This window comes from Pseudoalteromonas sp. A601, assembly GCF_002165575.1.
In the GTDB taxonomy this organism is placed as follows: domain Bacteria; phylum Pseudomonadota; class Gammaproteobacteria; order Enterobacterales; family Alteromonadaceae; genus Pseudoalteromonas.
The window spans coordinates 1-23,598 of the sequence record NZ_MXQF01000002.1; the positions used below are offsets into that span (position 1 = coordinate 1).

Sequence of the window (23,598 nt, forward strand, 5' to 3'; positions counted from 1 at the left end):
GTTTCAATTGAGACTCTAAATTTTTTGCCTTGCTTAGCTATCTAAAAGAAAGTTAAGCTCGGCTGTTAGAACTCAATCTGTACGAGTGCCCACACAGATGATTGCTTTATATTGTTAAAGAACGTTGCGATTAAAGCGCTTTGCTTTACGTCGCTAGGGCTGCGCATGTTACGCCTTCCTATTTTTTTGTCAACACTTAATTTTAAACTTTTTTTTAAAAATCTAAACTCAAGTTTTACTCGACTTACTAAGTGACTTGCTTGCCTCGCTAAGCGTTGCCTGCTCTGCCGTCTCAGTGGGGTCGCATTATAGGGAGAACAGATTTTTACGCAAGCGTTTTTAGTCAGAAACTTAAAAAAAGAATCTATTCGTTTGAAAAACAAACTAAAACACCTAAAAGGTGTCATTAACTGATTAAAATATCAGCAAAGATTTCTAGAGAGGAATTTAAGTATTATCTAATTTTTGTATTTATCAAGTTTTAGATATAAAAAAGCGCCATTAATTAACAGCGCTTGAGTTTATGATGCTTAAAATTGATTAATACAGGATACTGTAGAGCTTTCTTCTATATTTAGCTGCTAAGCTATCACCATCAGGTAATGATGCTATAACTGCAAGATAGGTTGCTTTGGCATCTGCAAAGTTTAAGTCTTTCTTTAAAATACTAAACAATGTTTCTAATGCTTCTTCTTTGCGCCCTGCTGTGTCAAGTGCAGTAGCTAGCTCAACTTTAATTTCTAAATCATTCGGATGCTGCTCTGCTTTTAATTGCAATGCTTTTATCTCTGGCGAATCGGTCGCTTCAAGCGCTTGTTCGTACTTAGCACGAATATTTGTGTAATACGCATCACGCTCACTTTCACCAACTGTATCAAGTAAAGCTTGAGCATCATCTAGTTTATGAATTTGAATACAAATATCTGCTAGCACTAATTTAATACGTGCATTAGTCGTATCTAGTTCGTAAGCCTGCTTTGCAAAATTAAATGCACTATTTAAATCTTGCGCAACGAGAGCTTGCTTTGCTTGTTCCAATAATAACTCATGTTGTGCCGGTAAGTGCTTTGATAAAACGTCTCTAACTTGTTGCTCTGTTTGCGCACCAGGCAACATATCTACCGGAGCGGAGTCTTTTAAAAACACAAGTGTTGGTAGTGTTTGCAAGCCTATTTGCTGAGCTAATTGAGCTGCTAACTGTTGCTCTACATCGCAATCAAGTGTCGCAACAAGTAAATGCTCGCCATATTCACTAGCTATTTTATCTAAAATAGCAGCTTGCGACTGACACTCAGGGCTTTGTGCCGAATAGAAACTAAGCAGAACAAGCTTTTCTTGAGAAGTTTCACCTAATACTTGCTGAAGGTTTTGTGGATTAACATTTACCATATTATTCATTGCGATTGATTGCCATATCAGACTATTTAGGGTTTTATATGGTGTCGATAACAATAATTACAAGCCACCAGCCAAAAGGTCTTTTATGAAATTTCACAAAGTATATGCAGCCTTACTTTTTATTAGCCCGTTAACGGGTGCCACAACGTTAGATCTGAACCTAGATAAAACCATGCCCGCTCTCGAAAAGTTTTATTTAGATTTACACCAATCTCCTGAACTTTCATACCACGAGAAACAAACTGGTCTAAAAATTTCTCACCAACTAAAACAACTTGGTTTTAAGGTTACTGATAATGTAGGTGGTTTTGGTGTTGTCGGAGTTTATAAAAATGGTAATGGCCCAACAGTGATGATCCGCACTGACACTGATGGCTTGCCGATTATTGAACAAACAGGAAAATCCTATGCATCTAACGTCACGGTTACTAATGATGAAGGTGCAACAGTTGGTGTTATGCATGGCTGCGGCCATGATATTCATATGAGTTCATTTATTGGCACGGCACAACAGCTCGTTCAGCATAAAGATTCCTGGCAGGGAACATTAATGATGGTCGCGCAACCTGCTGAAGAAGTCGGTGGTGGTGCAAAAGCGATGCTAAAAGAAGGCTTATTCTCTAAGTTCCCTACACCTGATCACGTGATTGCCTTACATGTAAGCGCTAGTGTTCCGGCTGGTAAAGTGAGTATGAAAAACGAATACACTATGGCCAGTGTTGACTCTGTTGATATAACAGTAAAAGGGAAAGGCGGTCACGGCGCTTACCCACACACGACTATTGATCCTGTCGTTATAGCATCACGTATTGTATTAGCACTACAAACTGTGACTAGCCGAGAACTTTCTCCGCTAGAACCTTCTGTTATAACCGTTGGCTCTATTCATGGGGGTTCTAAGCACAATGTGATCTCTGACGAAGTAAAACTACAACTTACATTACGCAGCTATAACCCAGAAGTACGTTTACAGCAAATTGCCGCGATTAAACGAATCTCACAAGGAATTGCTTTAAGCGCAGGCTTAGACAAATCGCTCATGCCAGAAGTATATGTACATGAAGATGAGTCAATTCCATCAACATATAATAACCCTAAGCAAACTAATATTGTACGTAATGCGATTAGCTCAGCCATTGGCAAAGATAACGTGCTAGAAACGCAAGCGGTTATGGCTGGCGAAGATTTTGGTTTATATGGCCGAACCGAACAAAATATTCCTATCACGTTATTTTGGCTCGGTGGCGTAGAGCAATCTCAATATACTGCAGCACAAAAATCCGGGCAGACTCTACCGTCATTGCATTCGAGTAAGTTCGCCCCAGATTATAAGGTCGCTCTTCCTACTGGTATTAAAGCGATGAGTAATGCAGCCGTTGCGCTGTTTAATAACTAAATCGAGTTTGTAATTAGGCCGATTTTGTTTTTGGTTTAGCTTTTCTCTTAAAACGTCGCTTTTGCGGCGTTTTTGGTAATTGCGCAAAGGCTTGGCTATTACATTGGCCTGCTTGTCCAATAAAATGTGATAAATCATTTAATAACGGAGTTAAAAACTGTTGGTAGCTCATACGCTGTTCTGCAATGTCACCTAATGAGGCTTCCCATTTTGCCGTTAAATCTGGGCTTGCTAAACCTTCAGGTAATACTCCTATAAGAGCTTTTCCTGTTTCAGTGGCTAAAATAGTTTTACCTTGGCGTTGTAAAAACTGGCGCTTGAATAAAAGCTCCAAAATACCTGCACGGGTTGCTTCAGTCCCTAAGCCATCGGTGTCTTTAAGAATTCTTTTGATATCTGGATTTTTCACATAACGACTTATTCCCGTCATGGCACTTAACAAAGTTGCATCTGTAAAATGAGCTGGCGGGGTCGTCATTTTATCAACCACTTCGCCATGGCTACAGTTAAGCATTTGCCCTTTAACTAACGGCGGTAAAGTTTGCTGATCTTTTAGCTCTGATTTACCCATGAGTACTTTAAAACCTAAGCTGACCTCTTGCTTAGCATTTGCTTTAAATAAACCACCAGCAATAGTTACCTCAACCTTTGTTTCATTAAATATATAGTCAGGGTAGAACTGAATGAGGTAATGCCGACACACTAGGCTATATACCTTTGCTTCGTCTGAGTTTAAGCTTACCGACTTTAATTGTTTAGCGGTAGGAATGATGGCGTGATGCGCAGCTACCTTTGCATCATTAAAACATTTACTACGCTTACTGGTATCGGCCTGGTTACAATGAATTTCACTTTGACCACCATTACTGGCAATCGCTTTAACAATACTTGCAGCTTCTCGGTGGTGATCTTTTGGAAGATAACGGTTATCTGAGCGAGGATAGGTGATGAGCTTATGGCGTTCATATAACGTTTGGCAAATATCTAACACTTTTTGTGCAGGCATCGTAAACGCTTTCGCTGCATCTATTTGCAGGGCTGATAAATTATAAGGTAAAGGGGCTTGTTGTTTTTTCTGTTTTTGCTCAAGTGCCGTAACCTCGCCTTTTTGTCCTGCTATTCTTGATACTACATTCTCTGCAAGGCCTCGATGCAGTACTCGTCCTTCTTCATCTTGATAAGGTTCACACGCTTTGCTTGGTTGCCACTTAGCTGTAAATTTTTGTTGCTCCTGAGTATTTAAATGAGCAAACACTTCATAAAATGGCTTTGCTACAAAATTAGCAATTTCATTATCACGATTGACTACTAACCCTAAAATAGGTGTTTGTACGCGCCCAACAGAAAGCACATTACCAAATCCCGCTTTTTGCCCAGCTAAGGTATATGCACGGGTTAAATTCATACCAAATAACCAATCGGCACGGGAGCGGGCCAGTGCAGAGACACTTAGTGGAATAAAATCACGATTGATACGCATATTTGCCAAAGCTTTTTTTACCGCACTAATATTTAAATCGCTGATTAATAAACGTTGAATTTGTTGTTTTTTGGCTTGGCTAAGCTTAACTTGCTCAATCACCTCATCAACAAGTAATTGCCCTTCTCTATCGGGATCACCAGCATGCACTAGTTGATCTGCTTGTTTAATTAACTTTTTAAGTACCGTAAGCTGCTTACGAGTTTTTGTTTTAGCTTTTAATTGCCATTGCTCAGGGATGATAGGTAAATCATCAAAGCGCCACTTTTTATATTGCTCGCTATAGTCATCAGGTTCAGCTTGTTCTAGCAAATGGCCAATGCACCAAGAAACACAATCACCATTAGCAACTTCAATATAGCCATCATGCTTTTTATGTGGCTTGGGTAAAGCATCGGCAATAGCACGACCAAGGGAAGGTTTTTCAGCAATGTATAATTTCACACCTGGACCATAACAACTGTTTATATAAACAGTAGTTTAGCACAAAAAAATTTACTGGGAAATATTAACCTGAGGTTTGCGCAGTAATACATAAATCAGTGGTAAATAGCAGATGACTACTGTAGCAATGTTAATGATTGGTAGAAGGGTTTTGTACATCATAGTACTGTAAGAGAGATCCCAAAGATGACGATCTACTAAGCGAAATAGCTGTAATAAAGGTGCAGCTATAACTACAAGTTGGCCGAGCACACTTTGCCAAAGATAAACCTTATCTTTAATGCCTAAATAAGCAATCAAGGCCATCCACGCTAAATCGTTAAATGCCCAGACAACATAGCGCCAAATATATGGGTCATCAAACTCTCTTAAGCTTGAATAAATCACTGCGCCATACAAAAAGAACACTGCTGTAATCAAAGCGAAGCGAAATGCCAACCAATCCTTACGTAGATAGAATATAAAAATAGCTGGGAGCAAAAACAGCACCCAGCTATGTTCAAGTACAAAAATTAAATTGTTCACCCAATTAAGCATTCGCGTTACTTAACATTCTTTTCTTCATCATCGCCACCTGAACCATTACCGGGCATATAGCTATATTTATCAATCTTTTTCATAAGTCACTCCGTTACACTTGCTAAGGAGCATTTACTTTATGCTAAAATCGGTACTTTGCCAAGCATCATCACCTAACTTCGATTGGGTCGGACTCTTTCGCTTTACCCTGCATTATGGAAATTTCAACGCGGCGATTACGTCGTCTGTCGGCATCTGACTCATTTGGTACCAGAGGTCGCGTTTCAGCATGCCCTACAACGACCATTCTGCTCTTATCAAAACCCTGAGCTTTTTGCATTTCAGATGCAACCGCGACCGCTCGTTTTGAAGACAAATCCCAATTATTGGTGTATAGCTCATTAGATACTTGGAAATCATCGGTATGGCCTGAAACCGTAATTTCACCGGGTACATCTTTTAATAAAGTCGCTATGTCTTGAATAATAGGCTTAAATCGGGGCTGTAAAAAAGCACTCCCTGATGGAAATGAGCCATTTTCACGAATACGGATAATGATTTGCTGACCTAGCGATTCAAGTTCAATTGCGCCATCCATGATTTGTTGTTCTAATTGCTGAGCTATCTTTTTAACCAGTTCGTTGACTTGCTCTTGATCTGCAGAAGCTGAGGCTTGATCTAATGCTTGCTGTTGAGCGGTACTTTGTGACTCACCACCACGTTTATTACCACGCTGCTCTTGACGACCACCCGCTGAACTTTCATCCCCAGCTTGAAACTCAAGCATTTGCTGTGTCATTTCAACAGTTTGCTGTTGAATGGTCTCAATTGGTGTAGGCTCTGGTTTACCTGGGGTAAATTCCATTGCTATCACGGAGGTTCCTTTAGGAATATCTTTAACTTCTATTTTGTTTTGCACACCAAAAGCAAACTTCATCGAGCCAGCTATTTGTTTGAACTTAAGCACATCCATTTCTGAAAATGCGAGCAAGAGTACAAAGAAACACATTAATAATGACATCAAATCAGCAAATGTGCCCATCCAAGCAGGTAAACCTGGAGGTGGACATTTACACTCTTGCTCAGACATGCTTACTCCTCGGTATCCACATTGCGTTTAGACTCAGCAAGGTAGTTTTTCAAAATACCTTCTATTACTTTTGGATTTTGACCATCTTGAATTCCCAGTACGGCATCTAGAATAAGTCGCTGATTCATTGCTTCTTCTTCTTTACGCAGCTCTAATTTAACTTGGATAGGAATGGCGATAACATTAGCTAAAAAGGCGCCGTATAAAGTCGTTAATAATGCAACAGCCATTGCAGGACCTATCGCTTTAGGATCATCCATGTTTGAAAGCATAGCCACCAAACCGATTAATGTACCAATCATACCCATTGCGGGAGCAATATCTGCCAGTGCTTTAAATAAGCCCGCGCCGGATTCATGACGTGTGGTAGTAAGCGAAATATCTTTTTGTAAAGTCGCACGTACTACATCGGCATCATGTCCATCAACTAGCATATCAACCCCTTTGCGCATAAATGCATTGGGTATTTCAGCTTCTTCTAGGGCTAAAAAACCGCCTTTGCGCGCTGAATCTGCCAGCTCTACCGCTTTTTCAATCAACTCTTCTGGAGATTCAATTTTAAACATGAACGCTTTAGCGCACACTTTACCAATACCTAAAAATTGACCCATAGTGTAGTTTGACAATACGATAAAAATCGAGCCACCAAATACAATGACAACTGATGGCGTATTATAAAACATAGCAACTTCACCGTTACTACTTTGCACCATCGACATCACGATTAAGCCAATTGCTCCGAGAATACCTATAATGGTTGCTAAATCCACTTACCCCTCCAGAGGAATTGCTATTTTGCTACTTAAGGTAACAAACTTTTATTATTAACTGCTTATCGGCAAAACATTGAATTACTTAAATCATTTAGTTAAATAAATGATTTAAGTTTACTGCCTATTATAGTGTCATTCTAATCAAACTGCCCCAACCCGCAAGGGTTAACCCTAGGTTCAGCTAATTAAAATGTCGCCATAAAACGAAAATACATAAAAAAAATGCATCAGTCTTTGACCTAGTTTAGCATTCCCCCTAAAATTGGCCTCACATTTATCTCATCTAAGTAAAATCCACTATGGCGACTAAAAAACCTGAAAACTTGAGCTTCGAGCAAGCACTTGAAGAATTAACCGTAATCGTCACAGGCATGGAGCAAGGTGATTTATCGCTTGAACAATCATTAAAACAGTTTGAACGCGGAATAGCTTTAGCAAATGCATCGTCTAATAAGCTCCAACAAGCAGAACAAAAAGTGGCTATTTTAATGGGTAATGATCCCCAGGCAGCGTTAAGCAATTTTAATAATAATGTGGAATAGTCGGTGCTAATAAAACAACAGATAAAATCTGCTCGACAAGATGTTGAAGCAACACTAAATCGATATTTTTCGCAGCCTCTTGATACAGAAGATAGCATTAAAGAAGCCACTCATTATGGCATTTTAAATGGCGGTAAACGTATCCGTCCTTTTCTTGTTTATGCCACAGGAAAAATGCTTGGTGCAAACAAACAAGATTTAGACATCCTTGCGGCTGCAATTGAGTGCATTCATAGTTACTCATTGGTTCACGATGACTTACCCGCAATGGATGATGATGAACTTCGCCGAGGTAGACCTACTTGCCATATAGTTTATGGTGAAGCACACGCTATTTTAGCTGGTGATGCCTTACAAACACTAGCGTTTGATTTAATCGCGAACCATGAATTCAAAATACCTGCGAACCAACAAGTAAAAATGATTGCCGCATTAAGTAAAGCTTCAGGTATTGAAGGTATGGTAGGCGGACAAGCGTTGGATATAGCTGCCACTGATCAAGTAATTAATTTAGCTGCTCTTGAGAGAATCCATAAACTTAAAACAGGTGCATTATTAAACTGTGCAATAACGTTTGGAGCATTAAGCGCACCGAGTGTTAATGAGCAAACTCTGAAACAATTGACAATATTTGGCAATGCTATTGGCTTGGCTTTTCAGGTACAGGACGATATTCTTGATGTCGAAGGTGACACCTTCACTCTAGGAAAACCACAAGGTTCGGACATTGCAGCAAATAAAGCAACCTACCCGGCATTGCTAGGCCTTGCTGGGGCTAAACAAAAAGCACAACAACTATTAAATCAAGCACTCGAAGCTTTAGCAAAAATAGATGCAGATACTGAGCAACTAGAAAATTTAGCCAAATATATTGTTGAACGCGATTATTAAGCATAGCTCAATACCAAACAGCTAAAGACGTACAAAATAACTAATAAACCAGAGTAACATTGGGTTATAATAACTTCTGGTTAGCGAAGGATGTATTAAAAATCATGACACTTGATAGTAGCAAGTATCCATTATTAGGCTTGGTTGACGAACCAGCCCAGCTGCGTGATTTAGCGCAAGACAAACTACCTGCATTTAGCGATGAGCTACGTGATTATTTACTTAATTCAGTGTCGCAAAGTAGTGGTCATTTAGCATCAGGCCTAGGAACTGTCGAACTCACTGTAGCTTTACATTATGTCTATAATACACCTGAAGATCGATTAGTTTGGGATGTAGGCCATCAAGCCTACCCACATAAAATTCTTACCGGTCGTCGTGACCAAATGCACACAATTCGCCAAAAGGATGGCTTGCACCCTTTTCCATATCGTGATGAGAGTGCATACGACACCTTCAGTGTCGGTCATTCAAGCACTTCTATATCTGCAGCCCTTGGTATGTCTATTGCTGCGCAAAAAGAAGGCAAAGGACGCAAAACAGTAGCAGTGATTGGTGATGGCGCCATCACAGCTGGTATGGCGTTTGAAGCTATGAATCACTTAGGTGATGTCAAATCAGATATGCTGATCATTTTAAACGACAATGAAATGTCGATTTCTGAAAACGTGGGTGCTTTAACCAACCACTTTGCTCGCATTTTATCTGGCAGCTTTTATACCAATATCCGTGAAGGCGGTAAAAAGTTACTTTCAGGGGTCCCGCCAGTAAAAGAATTGGCCAGTCGCATGGAAGAGCATTTAAAAGGCATGGTGATCCCGGGTACTTTCTTTGAAGAGCTTGGGTTAAATTATATTGGCCCAATTGATGGCCACGACGTCACTATGTTGGTTGATACATTACGTAATATGCGTAATTTAAAAGGGCCACAGTTACTGCATATTAAAACGCAAAAAGGTAAAGGTTATAAGCCTGCTGAAGCTGACCCTATTGGTTACCATGGCGTACCAAAGTTTGATCCTGCCATTTCAAGCTTACCAAAATCAAAACCAGGAGCTGCAACTTTTTCAAAAGTGTTTGGTGACTGGCTTTGTGATATGGCAAGCCAAGATAGCAAGCTAATGGCAATTACCCCTGCCATGCGTGAAGGCTCCGGTATGGTGCGCTTTTCAAAAGAGCACCCTGAGCAGTACTTTGATGTCGCTATTGCAGAGCAACACGCAGTTACTTTAGCAGCTGGTTTTGCTTGTGAAGGCTTAAAACCTGTCGTTGCAATATATTCAAGCTTTTTACAACGCGCGTATGATCAGCTCATTCATGATGTGGCGCTGCAAAACTTACCGGTATTGTTTGCCATTGACCGTGCAGGAATAGTCGGCGCTGATGGCGAAACACACCAAGGTGCTTATGACTTAAGCTTTATGCGGTGTATTCCCAATATGATCATTATGGCACCTAGCGATACCAATGAGTGTCGTCAAATGCTGTATACTGGCTATCAATGCAATCAGCCCGTTGCTGTACGCTACCCTCGTGGCAGTGCCGGTAGTAGCGAAATCACTGAGCAAATGACCTCTCTTGAAATCGGTAAAGGCCGAGTGATTAAACAAGGTAGTAAAGTTGCAATCTTATCTTTTGGTACATTACTAGAAAATGCGCACATGGCAACTGAAAAGCTCACGGCAAGCCTTGTCGATATGCGTTTTGTTAAGCCTTTAGATACCGATTTGATTGATTCACTACTTAGCGACCACGATACCATTGTAACCCTTGAAGATAACGCCATTGTTGGTGGCGCTGGTTCTGCAGTTAATGAGTATTTAGCTGCAGTGAAAGCAAAGGTAAGCATTTTAAACCTAGGTATTCCGGATGAATTCATTAAGCATGGCACGCAAGAGCAAATGCATGACGAAATGGGGTTAAGTCCACAAGGTATACTCAACAGTATAAAAAGCTTTATTGCTTAAACAATCAAAAAGGAGCTTATTAAGCTCCTTTTTACTATCGCATCCACACTTTTATATCTGCCAAGCCATTAGCTTGTAATACACTAAGTTGCTGTTCAACATTATTGGTTTGCTCAAATTCAAACGCATCTAATTGGTCATCAAAGATAATATTGGCAACACCATCACCACCGCGCTTTTTAACTTGGTGCAGAGCCATATCCGCTAAATTAACAGATGTTTCCCAGCCAATCACTTGCCCACCAAGTAAAGGCAATGGGTAGAACGAAAAGCCAATCGAGGCTGTTAAGTTAATGCTTTCGCCATTAGGCAGCTTAAATGCATGTTCAGCAATGGCCTTGCAGAGCTCTGAAACATAGCTGCCTATCGCGCTTCGTTTAAAGTCACGTAGTAACAGTAAAAACTCATCACCACTCCAACGCGCTACATAATCAGACCCTTGCGTACGTGAATTTAATAATGCGGCCATTTGTTGTAAGCAGCTATCACCACCTATTGGTCCGTATGCATCATTAATTCGGCTAAAATTATCAAAGTTAATTATCAGTAGAACCAGTGATTTACCCTGAGCCTGAAGAGACTGAGAGTTACGTTGAAAATGTTCAATATCTTTTGGCAGTTGGTCAAACAAAAAGCGTCGGCTTCTAAGCCCTGTAAGCTCATCAGAGTGACTGACAAGCTTAAGCTGTGAATTCACCTGATTTAACTTATCATTTGCCTGACGTAGTTCACCTGTGCGTTCTGTGACTAAGCTCTCAAGTACCGCCTGTTTGCGCCGTTCTTGTTTTTTGAACACCCAAAACACTAAATAAAATAACAAGACAAAGGAACTTGTTATCAATAGTCTAAAATAAACGGTCTCATCAAAGCGTCGAGGTACCATAAAAGAATACTCTGTTCGCTGGGCATTTTGCCACCCTTCCCCTTGGCGTTTTGCTTCAAGCTGAAATAAAAATGCGCCCGGGGGTAAATTAGTATAAATAGCTTCTCTGCGAGTATTTGCATAACGCCAATCACTGTCCAAACCACTAAGGCGATAGCGGAATTCAATACTTGTTGGAGCATAATAATCTATAGCGGTGTACTTTAATGTTACATCGCGTTCATCAGTGTCTAATGCAGGACTACGCCCTAACGCTGCTGTGGCTAACTGACGTAAATTAGTTGTCAAACTTTCGACTTTAGGTTTTAACGGCTTAACGCCAAACAACTCAATATCTTTTGGAATTTCAACCACCCCTTGAAGGCTGGGGTACCATATTGAATTTCCCTGCTCAGCTACAGCATCATGACCCAAACCAGTACAACATTGACTTGCTTTACCATCTAACTGACGATCAAATGATGAAATCACTTGCTCTACTTTTAAGCTTTCAATATCAGCACTGAACTGCTCAACAGGCATTCGGTAAACGCCTTTCATGGTGCTTACCCAAATGCGTTTGAACTTTTCGTCGTAACGTAAACTAAAAATAGAGCCATAAGGTAAGCCATCGGTAGCATCAAGTTGGCGCCAATGCCCTGCAGTACTTCGATAAAATAAGCCATCGTTTAAAGACCCTATCAAAATACCCACACCATCAATATGCAAAATACTAGTAACATAGGCACTATCTAATGATGTTTGGTCGCCTATTTTTTCAATCCCTCGATCAGTAAAGTAATAAGCGCCTTTACTCGTTCCGATTAAACCAAAATTTGCTTTATCAAGAACATAAGTAATAAATTTACTACCTAAAAAAGCATTATAGGCGAATGGCGTTATGCCACCATAACTTAACCGATACATGCCTCGACCCGTACCGATCCACAATCCTCCTTTGCTTGAATTGCTAATAGCAAACACCGGGTTATCTCTTAAAGCGCGACCAGGAACTGCAAATAAACTGTTGTTTTCATAAAAGAACACCCCTCTCCCAGTGGCTATATATAAGCGCCCACCATCAAAATGTAAATCATGAACGGCAGCTCTACCATATTGATTACTTGGGATTTTATTGATGAAGTTTTTATCTAAATCGAAGTAACCTACACCACTGCGGTTAGCAACCCAAAGTCGTCCGTCTGGTGCTTGAGTAATAGCCATAACCGCTTCGGTCATTTGCGATATAGCAGAATGACGCTCTATTCGTCCTTCATGAGCAAGCCAAAGTCCTTCGCTAAAACTTGCAAGCCAAATATTGTTGTCATTATCTCTATATAAATCTGCAAACCAGATACTTTGATCTAACTGGCTCGGCTCAACCCACTGCCACTCACCTGAATTATCCCTAAATAATAGTCTGCCATAAGTCGAAATCCACAGTGCGCCATCTGAGTCACTCATGAATTTGTATACAGCAGTGCTGTTAGCATTCGGTAAAGGAAACGGTCTTAGCTCATCATCTAAATCAAGGAAGTAAGCGCCAAGCTCTGACGCCAAATAAAGATTACCCTCAAGCCAAGCTAGATCATGGATAATGGTTTGCGCTACACGCTCAGGTAATGACACTTTTGCGGTGAGCTCTAAACGCAGTTTTGCAAAGTCAGATGAAGAGTTAGTTAAACGAAGCAGTTGGCGCTCATTAACGAGCCAGATGCCTTCGGGTGATAAGGCTAATTGGCTGACAGAGCCCGCTATTTGTTTAACCGCAATCGCATTAACACTAGCTTTAAGTTGATTGTTATTGCTGCTTAGGTTGATTTGATTACGGGGAACAAAGTACAAACCATTTGCCGCAATCCAAATCCCACCGCGTGAGTCTTCTAGCACATCACGAACGGGGCCTTTAACAGTAAACTCTTGTGCAGCCATTGTTTGCGGATCTAATACTACAACGCCATTTTTAGTACCGACCCATAAATTACCATCACTATCAATAAGTAGCTTATTGATTCCATTACTAGGTAAGAAAGGACTGTTTAACGTATTGTAATTAGTAAAGGTATTTCCATCAAATCGACTCAAGCCGAACTGCGTACCTAGCCACATATAGCCTTGCTCATCTTGAACAACACTCTTTAAAGACTGCGAGGGTAAGCCGTTTTGAATATTCCATTGTTTTACTACATAGTCGGTAATTGACGCACTGCTTGGCATACTGCAAAACAGTAATACAACAACCAAAAAAAATCGCATCATAACGTCAATACCTCGTTGCAAAAACTAGGGTTAAAGGGGTAGGTAGCCTATTTTTAAAAGTGCTTGCACGCAAATTAACGAAAATATACCCGCTAAAACATCATCGGCCATTATACCAACACCACCATGCATTTTTTTATCTAGAATACGAATAGGACCTGGCTTGGCGATATCAAAAAAGCGGAACAATAAAAAACCAACAAGTAGAGATTGCCAGCTTAGTGCTGCCCCTATCATAGTAATATAAAACCCGGCGACTTCATCCCAAACAATAGCTGGATGATCATGAACGCCTAAATCGTCAGCCGTTTTGCCACAAGCCCAAATACCGAACACACTGATCACTATAGCAAAAACTACCTGTAACCAAAGTGGATAGTGCATGGTCATAAAAATAAACGGCAGGGCTGCAAAGGTGCCAAATGTACCAGGAGCTTTAGGTGCTAGTCCTAAACCAAAGCCCAAACCAAAAAATTGATGTGGGCGCTTTAAATTAAATTTTGCAGGGTTACTCAAACCGGCTCCTTGGAGAAGTGTTCAAAGCCTGTTTCTTGATATTCAAGCTTTTCACCATCAAGCATCAGCTCGATGTGCCCTTCACCACTTTTAATTTGGCCAATACAGCTTGCTTCAATTCCATATTGGCGCAGTTTTAATTCCAACATACTTTTATTGTTATCAGGAACGGTGAACAAGAGTTCATAGTCGTCACCATAATTTAAGATAAAAGGTAGTTGCTGTGTTTTATTTAGCGTATCACGCATTGCGTCTGAGGTCGGCACTTTATCCACGTTGATATGTGCGCTTACTTGAGACATTGCTAAGATATGACCTAAATCAGCCATAAGGCCATCTGAGATATCAATAGCAGCTGAAGCAGCTCCTCTTAAGACTTGCCCTGCTGCAACTCGTGGAGTCGGGTAGTCAAAGCGTTGATTGATATAGCGAAGGTGCTCTGGAGCAACATCAATGCCTTGCTTACGCGCTTCAATGGCTAGCCCCGCGTCTCCCAAGGGACCGGTAACATAAATCCAATCACCGACCTTTGCGCCGCCGCGTCTTAATGCGGTACCTTGTGGTATGGTGCCCTTTGCACAAATAGTGATTGATAGTGGACCTTGAGTGGTATCACCACCAATTATTTGTACATTAAAATATTCGGCAATTTCATGCATGCCTTCGGTGAACTCTTCGAGCCATTCAACATCAATATTAGGTAATGTTAGTGCAACAGATACCCAAGTAGGCTCAGCGCCCATTGCAGCTAAATCACTTAAGTTGACCGCTAAAACGCGATGCCCTAAAGCTCGGGGAGAAATATCATCAAAAAAGTGTACGCCACTCACTAAGGTATCAGTGGTTACTGCCAACTGGCAGTTCTCAGGGACAGTTACTAAAGCGCAGTCATCGCCAATTCCAAGGTTTACATCACGACGTGTAATGCCACGACCTTTAAAGTAGCGGTTAATTAATTCAAATTCCTTCATACACAAAAAAGCCGGCCTATGCCGGCTCTCCTTTTTGCAGTAAGATTACTTACGTAATTGCTTAACTGCTTTATCTAATACACCATTGACAAACTTATGGCTGTCTTCTGCGCCAAAAATTTTAGCAAGCTCAATACCTTCATTGATTGCTACTTTGTATGGTACATCTTCGCGGAATTTTAGCTCATAAGCGCTCAGACGTAAGATCGCCTTTTCAACCATATCTAACTCATCAAATGGACGGGTAAGGTGTGGAGAAACAGCTTCGTCAAGTTGCGTTTTATTTACAGCAACGCCACGAGCGAGGTCTTTAAAATATTCAACGTCGATTTTAGTCACGTCGTTTTCGATCAACATTTGTTGCTCGATATCGGCAATTGCATTGCCACTTAGTTGCCAAGAATAAACGGCTTGAAGTGCTAAGATACGTGCTTTACGTCTTGCTGCTGGTTTCACAAAAATTCCTTAAACTTAAATTTTATCTAACACATTAACCATTTCAAGCGCACCTAAAGCAGCTTCGCCACCTTTGTTGCCCATTTTGGTGCCAGCGCGTTCAATCGCTTGCTCAATGCTCTCTGTGGTTAATACGCCAAATGCAACCGGGATATCATACTCAAGCGACACTTGTGCCAAGCCTTTATTTGATTCGCCAGCAACGAGGTCAAAGTGTGGTGTACCACCTCTGATCACAACGCCTAAGGCGATGATTGCATCATACTCTTTTTTTGCTGCAACGCGTTTCGCTGCTAAAGGTAACTCAACCGCACCAGGTACATATACCACAGTGATATCGTCTTCTGATACACCACCAGTGCGCTTTAATTCATCAACAGCGCCTGCTAATAGGCTGCTACCAATAAAGTCATTGAAGCGTGAAATGACAATGGCAAATTTCTTGCCCGGAGCGTATTTATTACCTTCGATAATTTTCATTCGATAACCCTAAAAATAAGTTCAAGCGATTGCGCAAAAATTGCAGCGCATCATAGCATAAAAATAAAAAAATAGCCTAGCTTATTGCGGCTCTACATAGTCAACCACTTCAAGGTGGAAGCCAGAAAGTGCATGGTACTTTTTCGGTCGGCTCATCAAGCGCATTTGTTTAATACCTAAGTCAGCCAATATTTGTGATCCCACGCCAACAGTCCGCGATGTACCTTGGAATTTACGATGACTAACACTCTCACCCACATCTTCTGCAGCAAATGCTTTTACCGTCGCTTCTAACTCTTCTGTGCACTCTTGTTTACCAAGAATAACTAACGCACCTTGGTGCTTTGCAATATAAGCCATGGCTTCTGATAAACCCCAGCTTCGGTCGGCACTACGATCTGATAATAAAACATCATTAAAGGTGCTTTGTAAGTGAACACGTACTAGCGTTGGCTCATCGGCTTTAATTTCACCATTTAATAAAGCGTAATGGAGTTGACCATCAATTGTGTCTTTATACGTTACTAAGTCAAACTCACCATGTTGAGTCGGTAGCTTACATTTAGCAACTTGCTCAATTGTGGTTTCATTGATGTTACGGTATTCAATTAAATCAGCGATAGTACCAATTTTAATGTTGTGCTCTTTTGCGAATATTTCTAAATCTGGACGACGCGCCATAGTGCCATCTGCATTGAGAATTTCAACAATCACCGACGATGCCTCAAGACCTGCTAAACGCGCTAAATCACAACCAGCTTCTGTATGACCAGCACGCGTTAGGACGCCGCCAGGCTGAGCCATTATTGGGAAAATATGCCCAGGTTGTACGATATCTGATGGAACTGCACCTTTTGCAATGGCAGCTTGTACTGTACGCGCACGATCAGCGGCAGAAATACCTGTCGTCACGCCTTTCGATGCTTCAATCGACATAGTGAAATTAGTAGAAAATGCAGCACCATTATTTTTAACCATTAATGGTAAATCAAGCTGCTCACAGCGTTCTTGTGTCATCGTTAAACAGATAAGGCCTCGACCATGAGTCGCCATAAAGTTAATTGCTTCAGCACTAATATGCTCAGCAGCAATAATTAAATCGCCTTCATTCTCTCTGTCTTCGTCATCCATTAAAATAACCATTTTACCGGCTTTAATGTCATCAATAATTTCTTGTGCGCTGTGTAAATTCATAATCTACTCATAATTAAGTTGTGGAGTCTATTTAGCCAAACCAATTCGTATCTCGAGTTGGTTTGGTTATTACTTCATAAAACCGGCTTGAGCTAATAAGCTCATTGAAATATCTGAACCTGCAGGTAGTTCTGCACCTTTGATCAAGCGCTCTAAATAACGGGCTATTTGATCAACTTCTAAGTTTACTTGAGTGCCTACTTTAAAGTCAGCAATCGTTGTTTGTTCTGCTGTATGAGGAACGATAGTGAGCTTAAATTTATTCCCCTCAACAGCGTTAACCGTTAAGCTAATACCGTCAACACACACCGAGCCCTTATAAGGTATATACTTCATTAGCTCAGCATCTGTTGTAAGCCAATACTCTGTTGCACGTGCATTTGCTGTGATGCTGGTAATTGTAGCAATACCGTCAACATGCCCAGAAACTAGATGGCCGCCCAAACGAGATACTGGCTGCATGGCTTTTTCAAGATTAACTTTTTGCCCTTGTTGATAATGTGCAAACCCCGTTAGGCTGATTGTTTCATTAGATAAATCAGCATTAAAGCCATCTTGGTGTTTTTCAACTACGGTTAAACACACGCCATTGGTGGCAATGCTATCGCCGAGTTTAACATCCGACATATCTAAGTCATTGCTTTGAATTCGTATAGCTAAATCGCCTTGGGTTTTTCGCAAATTGCTAATGACCCCAGTTGCTTCAATAATACCAGTAAACATAGTGGTTACTCTCAATAATAAGTTAAGACGATTTCGTTGTCGCAATGTCGGCGATAATACGGATATCTTCGCCCACACATGCACATTCTTTGATAGCGAGGTTAATAGTATCTTGCATACTAGTCAGCGTTGCAAAGTTTAGTAAACTTTTCGCGTCATTTCCTAATAATTTAGGCGCAAGATAAACTACAAACTCATCAATTAAATTTTGTTCAGTCATCGCACCAGCAAGGGTTGCACCTGCTTCTAACCAAATAGAGTTTATTTGTTGTTGTGCTAATAATTTTAGTGCCACTAATAAATCTACTTTTTTTTCTTTTTCAGGCACTACAATATGCTTAACGTAATGTGGCCATTGTTTAGATTTATCAAGCTTTGTGGTGAGGATTAATATTTCACCTTCAATGCTAAAAAGCGCTAAGTCAGGGGTTAACCTGTTCTGTGAATCAACAATAACGCGAATAGGTTGACGCAGTGGAAGCGTTGTTGGTCGCTTTTGCGGTAATTCATTTTGACGTACGTTTAATTTCGCATCATCAATTATCACGGTGTCAGCGCCAGTTAAAATCGCGCAACTTTGTGCACGGAATAACTGCACATCTTGGCGCGCTTTAGTAGAGGTTATCCATTTACTTCGGCCATTTTGCAATGCCGTTTTACCATCAAGACTGGCTGCCATTTTGCACGTTACAAATGGCAGCCCCCGCTCCATACGTTTTAGAAAGCCACGATTTAATAACCGGGCTTGTGGTTCAAGTAAACCCGATGCGACCTCAATGCCTGCATCCGCTAAAATGGCTAATCCCTTCCCCGCTACTTGCGGGTTAGGATCGACCATTGCGGCGATCACTTTACGTACTCCAGCGTTTTTTAAACCTTCGGCACACGGTGGTGTTCGGCCAAAATGGCTACATGGTTCAAGCGTAACGTAGGCGATAGCCCCTTTTGCCTGCTCCCCTGCCATTGCTAAAGCATTTACTTCAGCATGGCCTTGCCCTGCTAATTGATGAAAACCTTCACCCACAATCTCCCCATTTTTAACTAATACACAACCAACGTTAGGATTGGGGGTTGTCGTAAAACGGCCACGCTTTGCCAGCTCAATAGCGCGGCTCATATAAAAGTGGTCTTGCTCTGTGAATTGCATACTAATCGCCTAAACGCGCTATTTCTTCGCCAAACTCACGTATATCTTCAAACGAGCGATACACAGATGCAAAGCGAACATAAGCTACTTTATCGAGTTTTTTTAATGACTCCATAATGCATTCACCAATTAAGTGACTCGAAATTTCACGTTCTCCGGTGGCACGTAGCTGGGATTTAATAATATTGACCACTTCATCTACTTGCTCAGTGCTAACAGGGCGTTTTTCTAGCGCTCGGTGTAAGCCATTGAGCAGTTTGTCTTCGTTGAATGGTTCGCGGCTGCCATCTTGCTTTATTACTCTTGGCATCACCAATTCAGCCCCTTCAAAAGTGGTAAAGCGCTCATGGCATTCATTGCATTCACGGCGACGGCGAACTTGGTGACCACCACCAACTAAACGTGAATCTATCACTTTGGTATCTTTTGCGGTGCAAAATGGACAATGCATAGGTGTCTGCTTCCGATTCAAAAAACTAAAAAGGCCGCTTATGGGCGGCCTTTATAATAACAAAAAACATCGCTCTTGTTATCTAAATTACTGTTTATATACTTAAACTAATTAGATTAAGCGTAAACAGGTAATTTTTTACAGATAGCTTGAACTTTCTCTTTTACTTGCGCTTGTACAGACTCATCATTGATGTTGTCTAGTACGTCACAAATCCAACCAGCAAGCTCTTTTGATTCAGCTTCTTTAAAGCCACGACGAGTGATTGCAGGTGAACCAATACGTAGGCCTGAAGTAACAAACGGTGAACGCGGATCGTTTGGTACCGAGTTTTTATTTACGGTGATATTAGCATTACCAAGCGCTGCGTCAGCATCTTTACCAGTGATGTCTTTATCGATTAAATCAAGTAAGAACAAGTGGTTCTCTGTTTTATCAGATACGATTTTATAGCCGCGCTCTTGCATTACTGCAACCATAGCTTGGGCATTTTTAACAACTTGTGTTTGGTATTCTTTAAATTCAGGTTGAAGTGCTTCTTTAAATGCCACTGCTTTTGCAGCAATGATATGGCATAAAGGACCACCTTGGCCACCAGGGAATACTGCGCTGTTAAGCTTTTTGTAGATAGCTTCATCGCCACATGCAGAAATGATCAAACCACCACGTGGGCCTGCTAATGTTTTGTGCGTCGTTGTTGTTACAACGTGAGCATGAGGAACTGGGCTTGGGTAAACACCTGCAGCGATTAAACCTGCAACGTGAGCCATATCTACAAATAAGTAGGCACCGACTTTATCAGCTATCTCACGGAATTTAGCCCAATCAACGATACCAGAGTATGCTGAGAAGCCACCGATAATCATTTTTGGTTTGTGTTCAAGTGCTAACGCTTCAACTTGAGCGTAATCGATTTCGCCAGTCGCTTCATCTAGTCCGTATTGGATTGCATTGTAAAGTTTACCTGAGAAACTTACATGTGAACCATGCGTTAAGTGACCACCATGAGCTAAGCTCATACCTAGCACTGTATCGCCAGCTTCTAAAAGCGCTAAAAAAACAGCTGCATTCGCTTGTGAACCCGCATGTGGTTGTACGTTTGCGTAATCAGAACCAAATAATTCGTTTGCACGGTCAATAGCCAATTGCTCAACCACGTCAACGTGCTCACAACCACCGTAGTAACGCTTGCCCGGGTAGCCTTCTGCATATTTATTTGTAAGCTGTGATCCCTGCGCTTCAAGTACGCGTGGGCTACAGTAGTTTTCAGAGGCAATTAACTCAATGTGCTCTTCTTGACGTGCAGTTTCTTTATTGATTGCTGCAAATAACTCTGGATCAAAATCCGAAATATTCATGCTACGTTCTAACATGGGGGCTCCTAGGGCAACGTGTATGGTATTTTTGAAAGGCTGAATTATACGCTGAAAACGTCAATTTGCCTATGCTCTTATCTTGAACATATTTAAACAGGGATTGAAATTAATTCACAGTGTTTTTGTAATGATATTTTTTTATAGAAACATAAAAATTACTAATAAACAAAACGATCAGACATTTATAATTTAAATATGTTAATAAATTGCTTTGGCTTCTACTTAAGGTACAATCAATAATTAAGTTACAGTCAAGGATGATGGTACGAAGTATTATGATCGCTAAACCTATATATGAATCAATTCCCTATTTAACCTTTCTCTTTGGTGCAGGTTGTTTACTTATCGGTAATTCTTTTATTAGCACTTTATTGGGCATTATGATGTTTTTTTATGGTGCGAATATCTGGCGTTTACGCTCAAACGCGCGCCGTGTTGATCATAAAGTAAATCGAATCAGAGTTAAAAAACACTATTACTACTATGAATTCAAACCTTTTATATTACTCACATTTGGTTTATTGATAATACGTTGGGTGCCACATCAATTAGCAACTATTGCTGGGGTAATCATTTGCTTAATTGCGCTATTAATTTTAGCTCTTCGAGTATTAAACAGGCGTTCCCGCTCTATGGTTTAATATGCTAGCTTTATAGACCAAGAAAAAGCGCGGAATAAACCGCGCTCTTGGGAGCTTACAAACTTTCTTAGCTAACTTTACTCTCGCTAAAACTTTACTCTCGCTAACCTTGCTGTCACCAGTTCCTCTCTATTTCCAACTTCTCATTTTATGACCCTTCAAAGCATAGAATAAGATGAATATATAACTTGGAATCATCACAACATAAGCACCTTGCGGGCCAAGACCAACGACATTTCCTAGACCAATCAATAATGGGCCTAACGCGCCACCAGCAATACCCATAATCAATAAGCCAGAAGCAGTGCCCGTTAAGCGCCCAAGCCCTGTCAGCGCTAAAGGCCAAATAGCAGGCCACACCATGGCATTCGCAAAGCCAAGTAATGCGATACATAAAAGTGGGTCTGGTAATTCAGGTCCGCCAAACGGTACTAATAATAAGTTAGCAATAATAAATGATTCATTACTACCTAGCACAACAGCAAGCACAGTGACAATACCTGCAACTCCAGACATAACAAGTGCATTTTGCTGCGACATAAAACGTGGAATAAGGGCTATACCAATGGCGTAACCAATTAACATACACGCCATAGTGTATGAGGTCATTACAGAGTAGTCGGCTACACCTATTTGTAACGCATAAGAACCAATGGTATCCGCGGCAATCACTTCCACAGCCACGTACAGTGCGATACCTATTACACCAAATACTAGGTGAGGATGTTGTAAGGCTTCTTTTACTTCTCCTTTGCCACTGCCTTCAGACTCTTCGAAGACTAAATCAGGTAATGGTGCAAATTTAGCAAAGAGTGCAAACAATAGAATAAAGCCAGCAATAGCTAGGTAAGGCAAGATTAAACTGTTCGCCATCGCATCTTTTTGTACTTGCGATAATTGCTCTCCGTCAGCGACAACACCACTTACTACCACGGCAGCAAAAATCACAGGTACAATTACACCTGCAAATTTATTTAATAAGCCCATAATACAAACACGTACGGCAGCTGATTTCTCAGAACCCATTTTTACCACATAAGGGTTAATCGCTGTTTGCAGGATTGTTTGTCCCACGCCAATCGTTAATTGAGCAAATAAGAATATTTCAATCATTTGCAGCTTTGCTGCAGGGATATACATTAATGCAGAAGCCGCCATAACGGCACAACCTATCGCCATCCCATTTTTATAGCCAACACGCTTAATAAGCATTGCAGATGGGATACCGGCAACCGTTACGGCAATATAAAATGAAGAGATAATAAACGAAGCTTGTAACGGAGATAACACCAACATTTGTTGTAAAAATGGAGTAATTGCACCATTAAGCCAGGTTATACACCCTAAAATAAAGAACATTGATCCTGCCAATGTCATTGGCAGCCAAATACTATGCTTCGTATTTGCTTCACACTCGACGGTTGCTTCCATAGTTTTATCTCACCAGTTTTTTAATTAATTATTTTAGCTTTGAACTCATTATATTTATCTAAAATCCAGCCACTGCAAACTAAAATCATTTTTTTCACAATAAATTAATCATACACCAACAAAAATGACAGCGCTATCATTTTACATTAAAGTTACTCATAAACGACTTCCACTGCAGCTTAAAACAGAAAATAAACAATTATTTACAATAATTCAGATGAATTCTGGAATTATATTTTTGAAAAGTTTATATCGTGCACAAAAGAATTTGCTCAAAGAATATGTTGATTAGCTCATCCTGAGCGTCGTTAGAGTCGTTATTTTTTTGCTGCAGCTTTACGCGCTTGGCATGTTGCAAGTATTTTTTTCTGTCGGCTGATTGAAGCGCTATGCCATTCAAGTATTTCCTCAAGGCTGCGAAAACAGCCAATACAAATATCTCTACTATCTAAGCAGCAACACCTAACGCAGGGATTTTTCGGATAAAATTCATTATCATCACGCAAACTAACCCCCCACTATTCACAATTAAGTTTACCTAACTTTAGTTTGAATTAAGTCATGTGTCAGTTAAATCGTCTGCATCAATGC

At 40.7% G+C, this 23,598-nt stretch carries 21 protein-coding genes; 4 read left to right on the plus strand and 17 right to left on the minus strand.

Features of this window, described 5'->3' with window-relative positions:
• Positions 1-540 precede the first annotated feature (540 nt).
• Positions 541-1,398 (minus strand): tetratricopeptide repeat protein, encoded by an 858-nt coding sequence (locus B5G52_RS01530; protein ID WP_087530946.1) that lies wholly within the window; start codon positions 1,396-1,398, stop codon positions 541-543.
• An 85-nt stretch (positions 1,399-1,483) separates the two neighbouring features.
• On the opposite strand from B5G52_RS01530, the gene B5G52_RS01535 reads away from it, so the two are divergent.
• The gene (locus B5G52_RS01535) at positions 1,484-2,794 is read left to right on the plus strand and encodes a M20 family metallopeptidase (RefSeq protein WP_087530947.1); all 1,311 of its coding nucleotides are present in this window, start codon (positions 1,484-1,486) and stop codon (positions 2,792-2,794) included.
• A gap of 13 nt (positions 2,795-2,807) precedes the next feature.
• Here B5G52_RS01535 and B5G52_RS01540 read toward each other — a convergent pair whose 3' ends face one another.
• The 4 genes from B5G52_RS01540 to pomA form a co-directional block, all read right to left on the minus strand.
• Positions 2,808-4,718: a DNA topoisomerase III gene (locus B5G52_RS01540; protein ID WP_087530948.1), complete on the minus strand. Its 1,911-nt coding sequence runs from the start codon at positions 4,716-4,718 to the stop codon at positions 2,808-2,810.
• 51 nt (positions 4,719-4,769) lie between these two features.
• A complete protein-coding gene (locus B5G52_RS01545) occupies positions 4,770-5,255 on the minus strand; it encodes a hypothetical protein (protein ID WP_087530949.1) in 486 nt (161 codons plus the stop codon).
• Between the two features lie 151 nt (positions 5,256-5,406).
• Positions 5,407-6,327: a flagellar motor protein MotB gene (locus B5G52_RS01550; protein WP_087530950.1), complete on the minus strand. Its 921-nt coding sequence runs from the start codon at positions 6,325-6,327 to the stop codon at positions 5,407-5,409.
• Positions 6,328-6,329: 2 nt separating this feature from the next.
• Positions 6,330-7,097 carry a flagellar motor protein PomA gene (gene pomA / locus B5G52_RS01555; protein ID WP_087530951.1) on the minus strand — a complete coding sequence of 256 codons (768 nt, stop codon included), beginning with the start codon at positions 7,095-7,097 and terminating at the stop codon, positions 6,330-6,332.
• A gap of 302 nt (positions 7,098-7,399) precedes the next feature.
• Between pomA and B5G52_RS01560 the strand changes: the two genes are divergently transcribed.
• The 3 genes from B5G52_RS01560 to dxs all read left to right on the plus strand — a co-directional run bounded on the left by B5G52_RS01560 (position 7,400) and on the right by dxs (position 10,500).
• Entirely contained in the window at positions 7,400-7,642 is a 243-nt protein-coding gene (locus B5G52_RS01560) for an exodeoxyribonuclease VII small subunit (protein ID WP_087530952.1), read from the plus strand.
• 3 nt (positions 7,643-7,645) lie between these two features.
• Complete coding sequence (gene ispA, locus B5G52_RS01565; protein WP_087530953.1) at positions 7,646-8,533, plus strand: (2E,6E)-farnesyl diphosphate synthase; 888 nt, start codon at positions 7,646-7,648, stop codon at positions 8,531-8,533.
• A gap of 104 nt (positions 8,534-8,637) precedes the next feature.
• Complete coding sequence (gene dxs / locus B5G52_RS01570) at positions 8,638-10,500, plus strand: 1-deoxy-D-xylulose-5-phosphate synthase (protein ID WP_087530954.1); 1,863 nt, start codon at positions 8,638-8,640, stop codon at positions 10,498-10,500.
• Positions 10,501-10,534: 34 nt separating this feature from the next.
• On the opposite strand, the gene B5G52_RS01575 is transcribed toward dxs, so the two are convergent.
• From B5G52_RS01575 to B5G52_RS01635, 12 genes are all read right to left on the minus strand, one after another.
• Positions 10,535-13,621, minus strand: coding sequence for a ligand-binding sensor domain-containing diguanylate cyclase (locus B5G52_RS01575; RefSeq protein WP_087530955.1), 3,087 nt, complete (start codon positions 13,619-13,621; stop codon positions 10,535-10,537).
• A 30-nt stretch (positions 13,622-13,651) separates the two neighbouring features.
• Positions 13,652-14,137: a phosphatidylglycerophosphatase A gene (locus B5G52_RS01580; protein ID WP_087530956.1), complete on the minus strand. Its 486-nt coding sequence runs from the start codon at positions 14,135-14,137 to the stop codon at positions 13,652-13,654.
• Positions 14,134-15,108 carry a thiamine-phosphate kinase gene (gene thiL, locus B5G52_RS01585; RefSeq protein ID WP_087530957.1) on the minus strand — a complete coding sequence of 325 codons (975 nt, stop codon included), beginning with the start codon at positions 15,106-15,108 and terminating at the stop codon, positions 14,134-14,136. The genes B5G52_RS01580 and thiL overlap by 4 nt, the downstream gene beginning before the upstream one ends.
• A gap of 45 nt (positions 15,109-15,153) precedes the next feature.
• Positions 15,154-15,564: a transcription antitermination factor NusB gene (gene nusB / locus B5G52_RS01590; protein WP_087530958.1), complete on the minus strand. Its 411-nt coding sequence runs from the start codon at positions 15,562-15,564 to the stop codon at positions 15,154-15,156.
• A 15-nt stretch (positions 15,565-15,579) separates the two neighbouring features.
• Positions 15,580-16,044 carry a 6,7-dimethyl-8-ribityllumazine synthase gene (gene ribE / locus B5G52_RS01595; RefSeq protein WP_087530959.1) on the minus strand — a complete coding sequence of 155 codons (465 nt, stop codon included), beginning with the start codon at positions 16,042-16,044 and terminating at the stop codon, positions 15,580-15,582.
• A gap of 81 nt (positions 16,045-16,125) precedes the next feature.
• Positions 16,126-17,238: a bifunctional 3,4-dihydroxy-2-butanone-4-phosphate synthase/GTP cyclohydrolase II gene (gene ribBA / locus B5G52_RS01600; RefSeq protein ID WP_087530960.1), complete on the minus strand. Its 1,113-nt coding sequence runs from the start codon at positions 17,236-17,238 to the stop codon at positions 16,126-16,128.
• A 69-nt stretch (positions 17,239-17,307) separates the two neighbouring features.
• Positions 17,308-17,961, minus strand: a complete 654-nt coding sequence (locus B5G52_RS01605; protein WP_087530961.1) for a riboflavin synthase — start codon at positions 17,959-17,961, stop codon at positions 17,308-17,310.
• Between the two features lie 22 nt (positions 17,962-17,983).
• Positions 17,984-19,108, minus strand: a complete 1,125-nt coding sequence (ribD, locus tag B5G52_RS01610; RefSeq protein WP_176372481.1) for a bifunctional diaminohydroxyphosphoribosylaminopyrimidine deaminase/5-amino-6-(5-phosphoribosylamino)uracil reductase RibD — start codon at positions 19,106-19,108, stop codon at positions 17,984-17,986.
• Between the two features lies 1 nt (position 19,109).
• A complete protein-coding gene (gene nrdR / locus B5G52_RS01615) occupies positions 19,110-19,559 on the minus strand; it encodes a transcriptional regulator NrdR (RefSeq protein WP_054552576.1) in 450 nt (149 codons plus the stop codon).
• 116 nt (positions 19,560-19,675) lie between these two features.
• Positions 19,676-20,932, minus strand: coding sequence for a serine hydroxymethyltransferase (gene glyA, locus B5G52_RS01620; RefSeq protein WP_087530963.1), 1,257 nt, complete (start codon positions 20,930-20,932; stop codon positions 19,676-19,678).
• Positions 20,933-21,705: 773 nt separating this feature from the next.
• Positions 21,706-23,007 carry an N-acetylglucosamine MFS transporter NagP gene (gene nagP / locus B5G52_RS01630; RefSeq protein ID WP_087530965.1) on the minus strand — a complete coding sequence of 434 codons (1,302 nt, stop codon included), beginning with the start codon at positions 23,005-23,007 and terminating at the stop codon, positions 21,706-21,708.
• Between the two features lie 317 nt (positions 23,008-23,324).
• Entirely contained in the window at positions 23,325-23,513 is a 189-nt protein-coding gene (locus B5G52_RS01635) for a DUF1289 domain-containing protein (RefSeq protein ID WP_087530966.1), read from the minus strand.
• Between the last annotated feature and the right edge of the window lie 85 nt (positions 23,514-23,598).

Bases quoted from the DNA above. Each gene is read 5' to 3' on its own strand.
- ribBA (WP_087530960.1), bottom strand. From the start codon at position 17,238: ATGAATTTACACAGCGCACAAGAAATTATTGATGACATTAAAGCCGGT.
- B5G52_RS01530 (WP_087530946.1), bottom strand. From the start codon at position 1,398: ATGAATAATATGGTAAATGTTAATCCACAAAACCTTCAGCAAGTATTA.
- ribE (WP_087530959.1), bottom strand. From the start codon at position 16,044: ATGAAAATTATCGAAGGTAATAAATACGCTCCGGGCAAGAAATTTGCC.
- ribD (WP_176372481.1), bottom strand. From the start codon at position 19,108: ATGCAATTCACAGAGCAAGACCACTTTTATATGAGCCGCGCTATTGAG.
- glyA (WP_087530963.1), bottom strand. From the start codon at position 20,932: ATGTTAGAACGTAGCATGAATATTTCGGATTTTGATCCAGAGTTATTT.
- B5G52_RS01550 (WP_087530950.1), bottom strand. From the start codon at position 6,327: ATGTCTGAGCAAGAGTGTAAATGTCCACCTCCAGGTTTACCTGCTTGG.
- B5G52_RS01605 (WP_087530961.1), bottom strand. From the start codon at position 17,961: ATGTTTACTGGTATTATTGAAGCAACTGGGGTCATTAGCAATTTGCGA.
- nrdR (WP_054552576.1), bottom strand. From the start codon at position 19,559: ATGCATTGTCCATTTTGCACCGCAAAAGATACCAAAGTGATAGATTCA.
- thiL (WP_087530957.1), bottom strand. From the start codon at position 15,108: ATGAAGGAATTTGAATTAATTAACCGCTACTTTAAAGGTCGTGGCATT.
- dxs (WP_087530954.1), top strand. From the start codon at position 8,638: ATGACACTTGATAGTAGCAAGTATCCATTATTAGGCTTGGTTGACGAA.
- B5G52_RS01575 (WP_087530955.1), bottom strand. From the start codon at position 13,621: ATGATGCGATTTTTTTTGGTTGTTGTATTACTGTTTTGCAGTATGCCA.
- nagP (WP_087530965.1), bottom strand. From the start codon at position 23,007: ATGGAAGCAACCGTCGAGTGTGAAGCAAATACGAAGCATAGTATTTGG.
- B5G52_RS01535 (WP_087530947.1), top strand. From the start codon at position 1,484: ATGAAATTTCACAAAGTATATGCAGCCTTACTTTTTATTAGCCCGTTA.
- B5G52_RS01545 (WP_087530949.1), bottom strand. From the start codon at position 5,255: ATGCTTAATTGGGTGAACAATTTAATTTTTGTACTTGAACATAGCTGG.
- B5G52_RS01560 (WP_087530952.1), top strand. From the start codon at position 7,400: ATGGCGACTAAAAAACCTGAAAACTTGAGCTTCGAGCAAGCACTTGAA.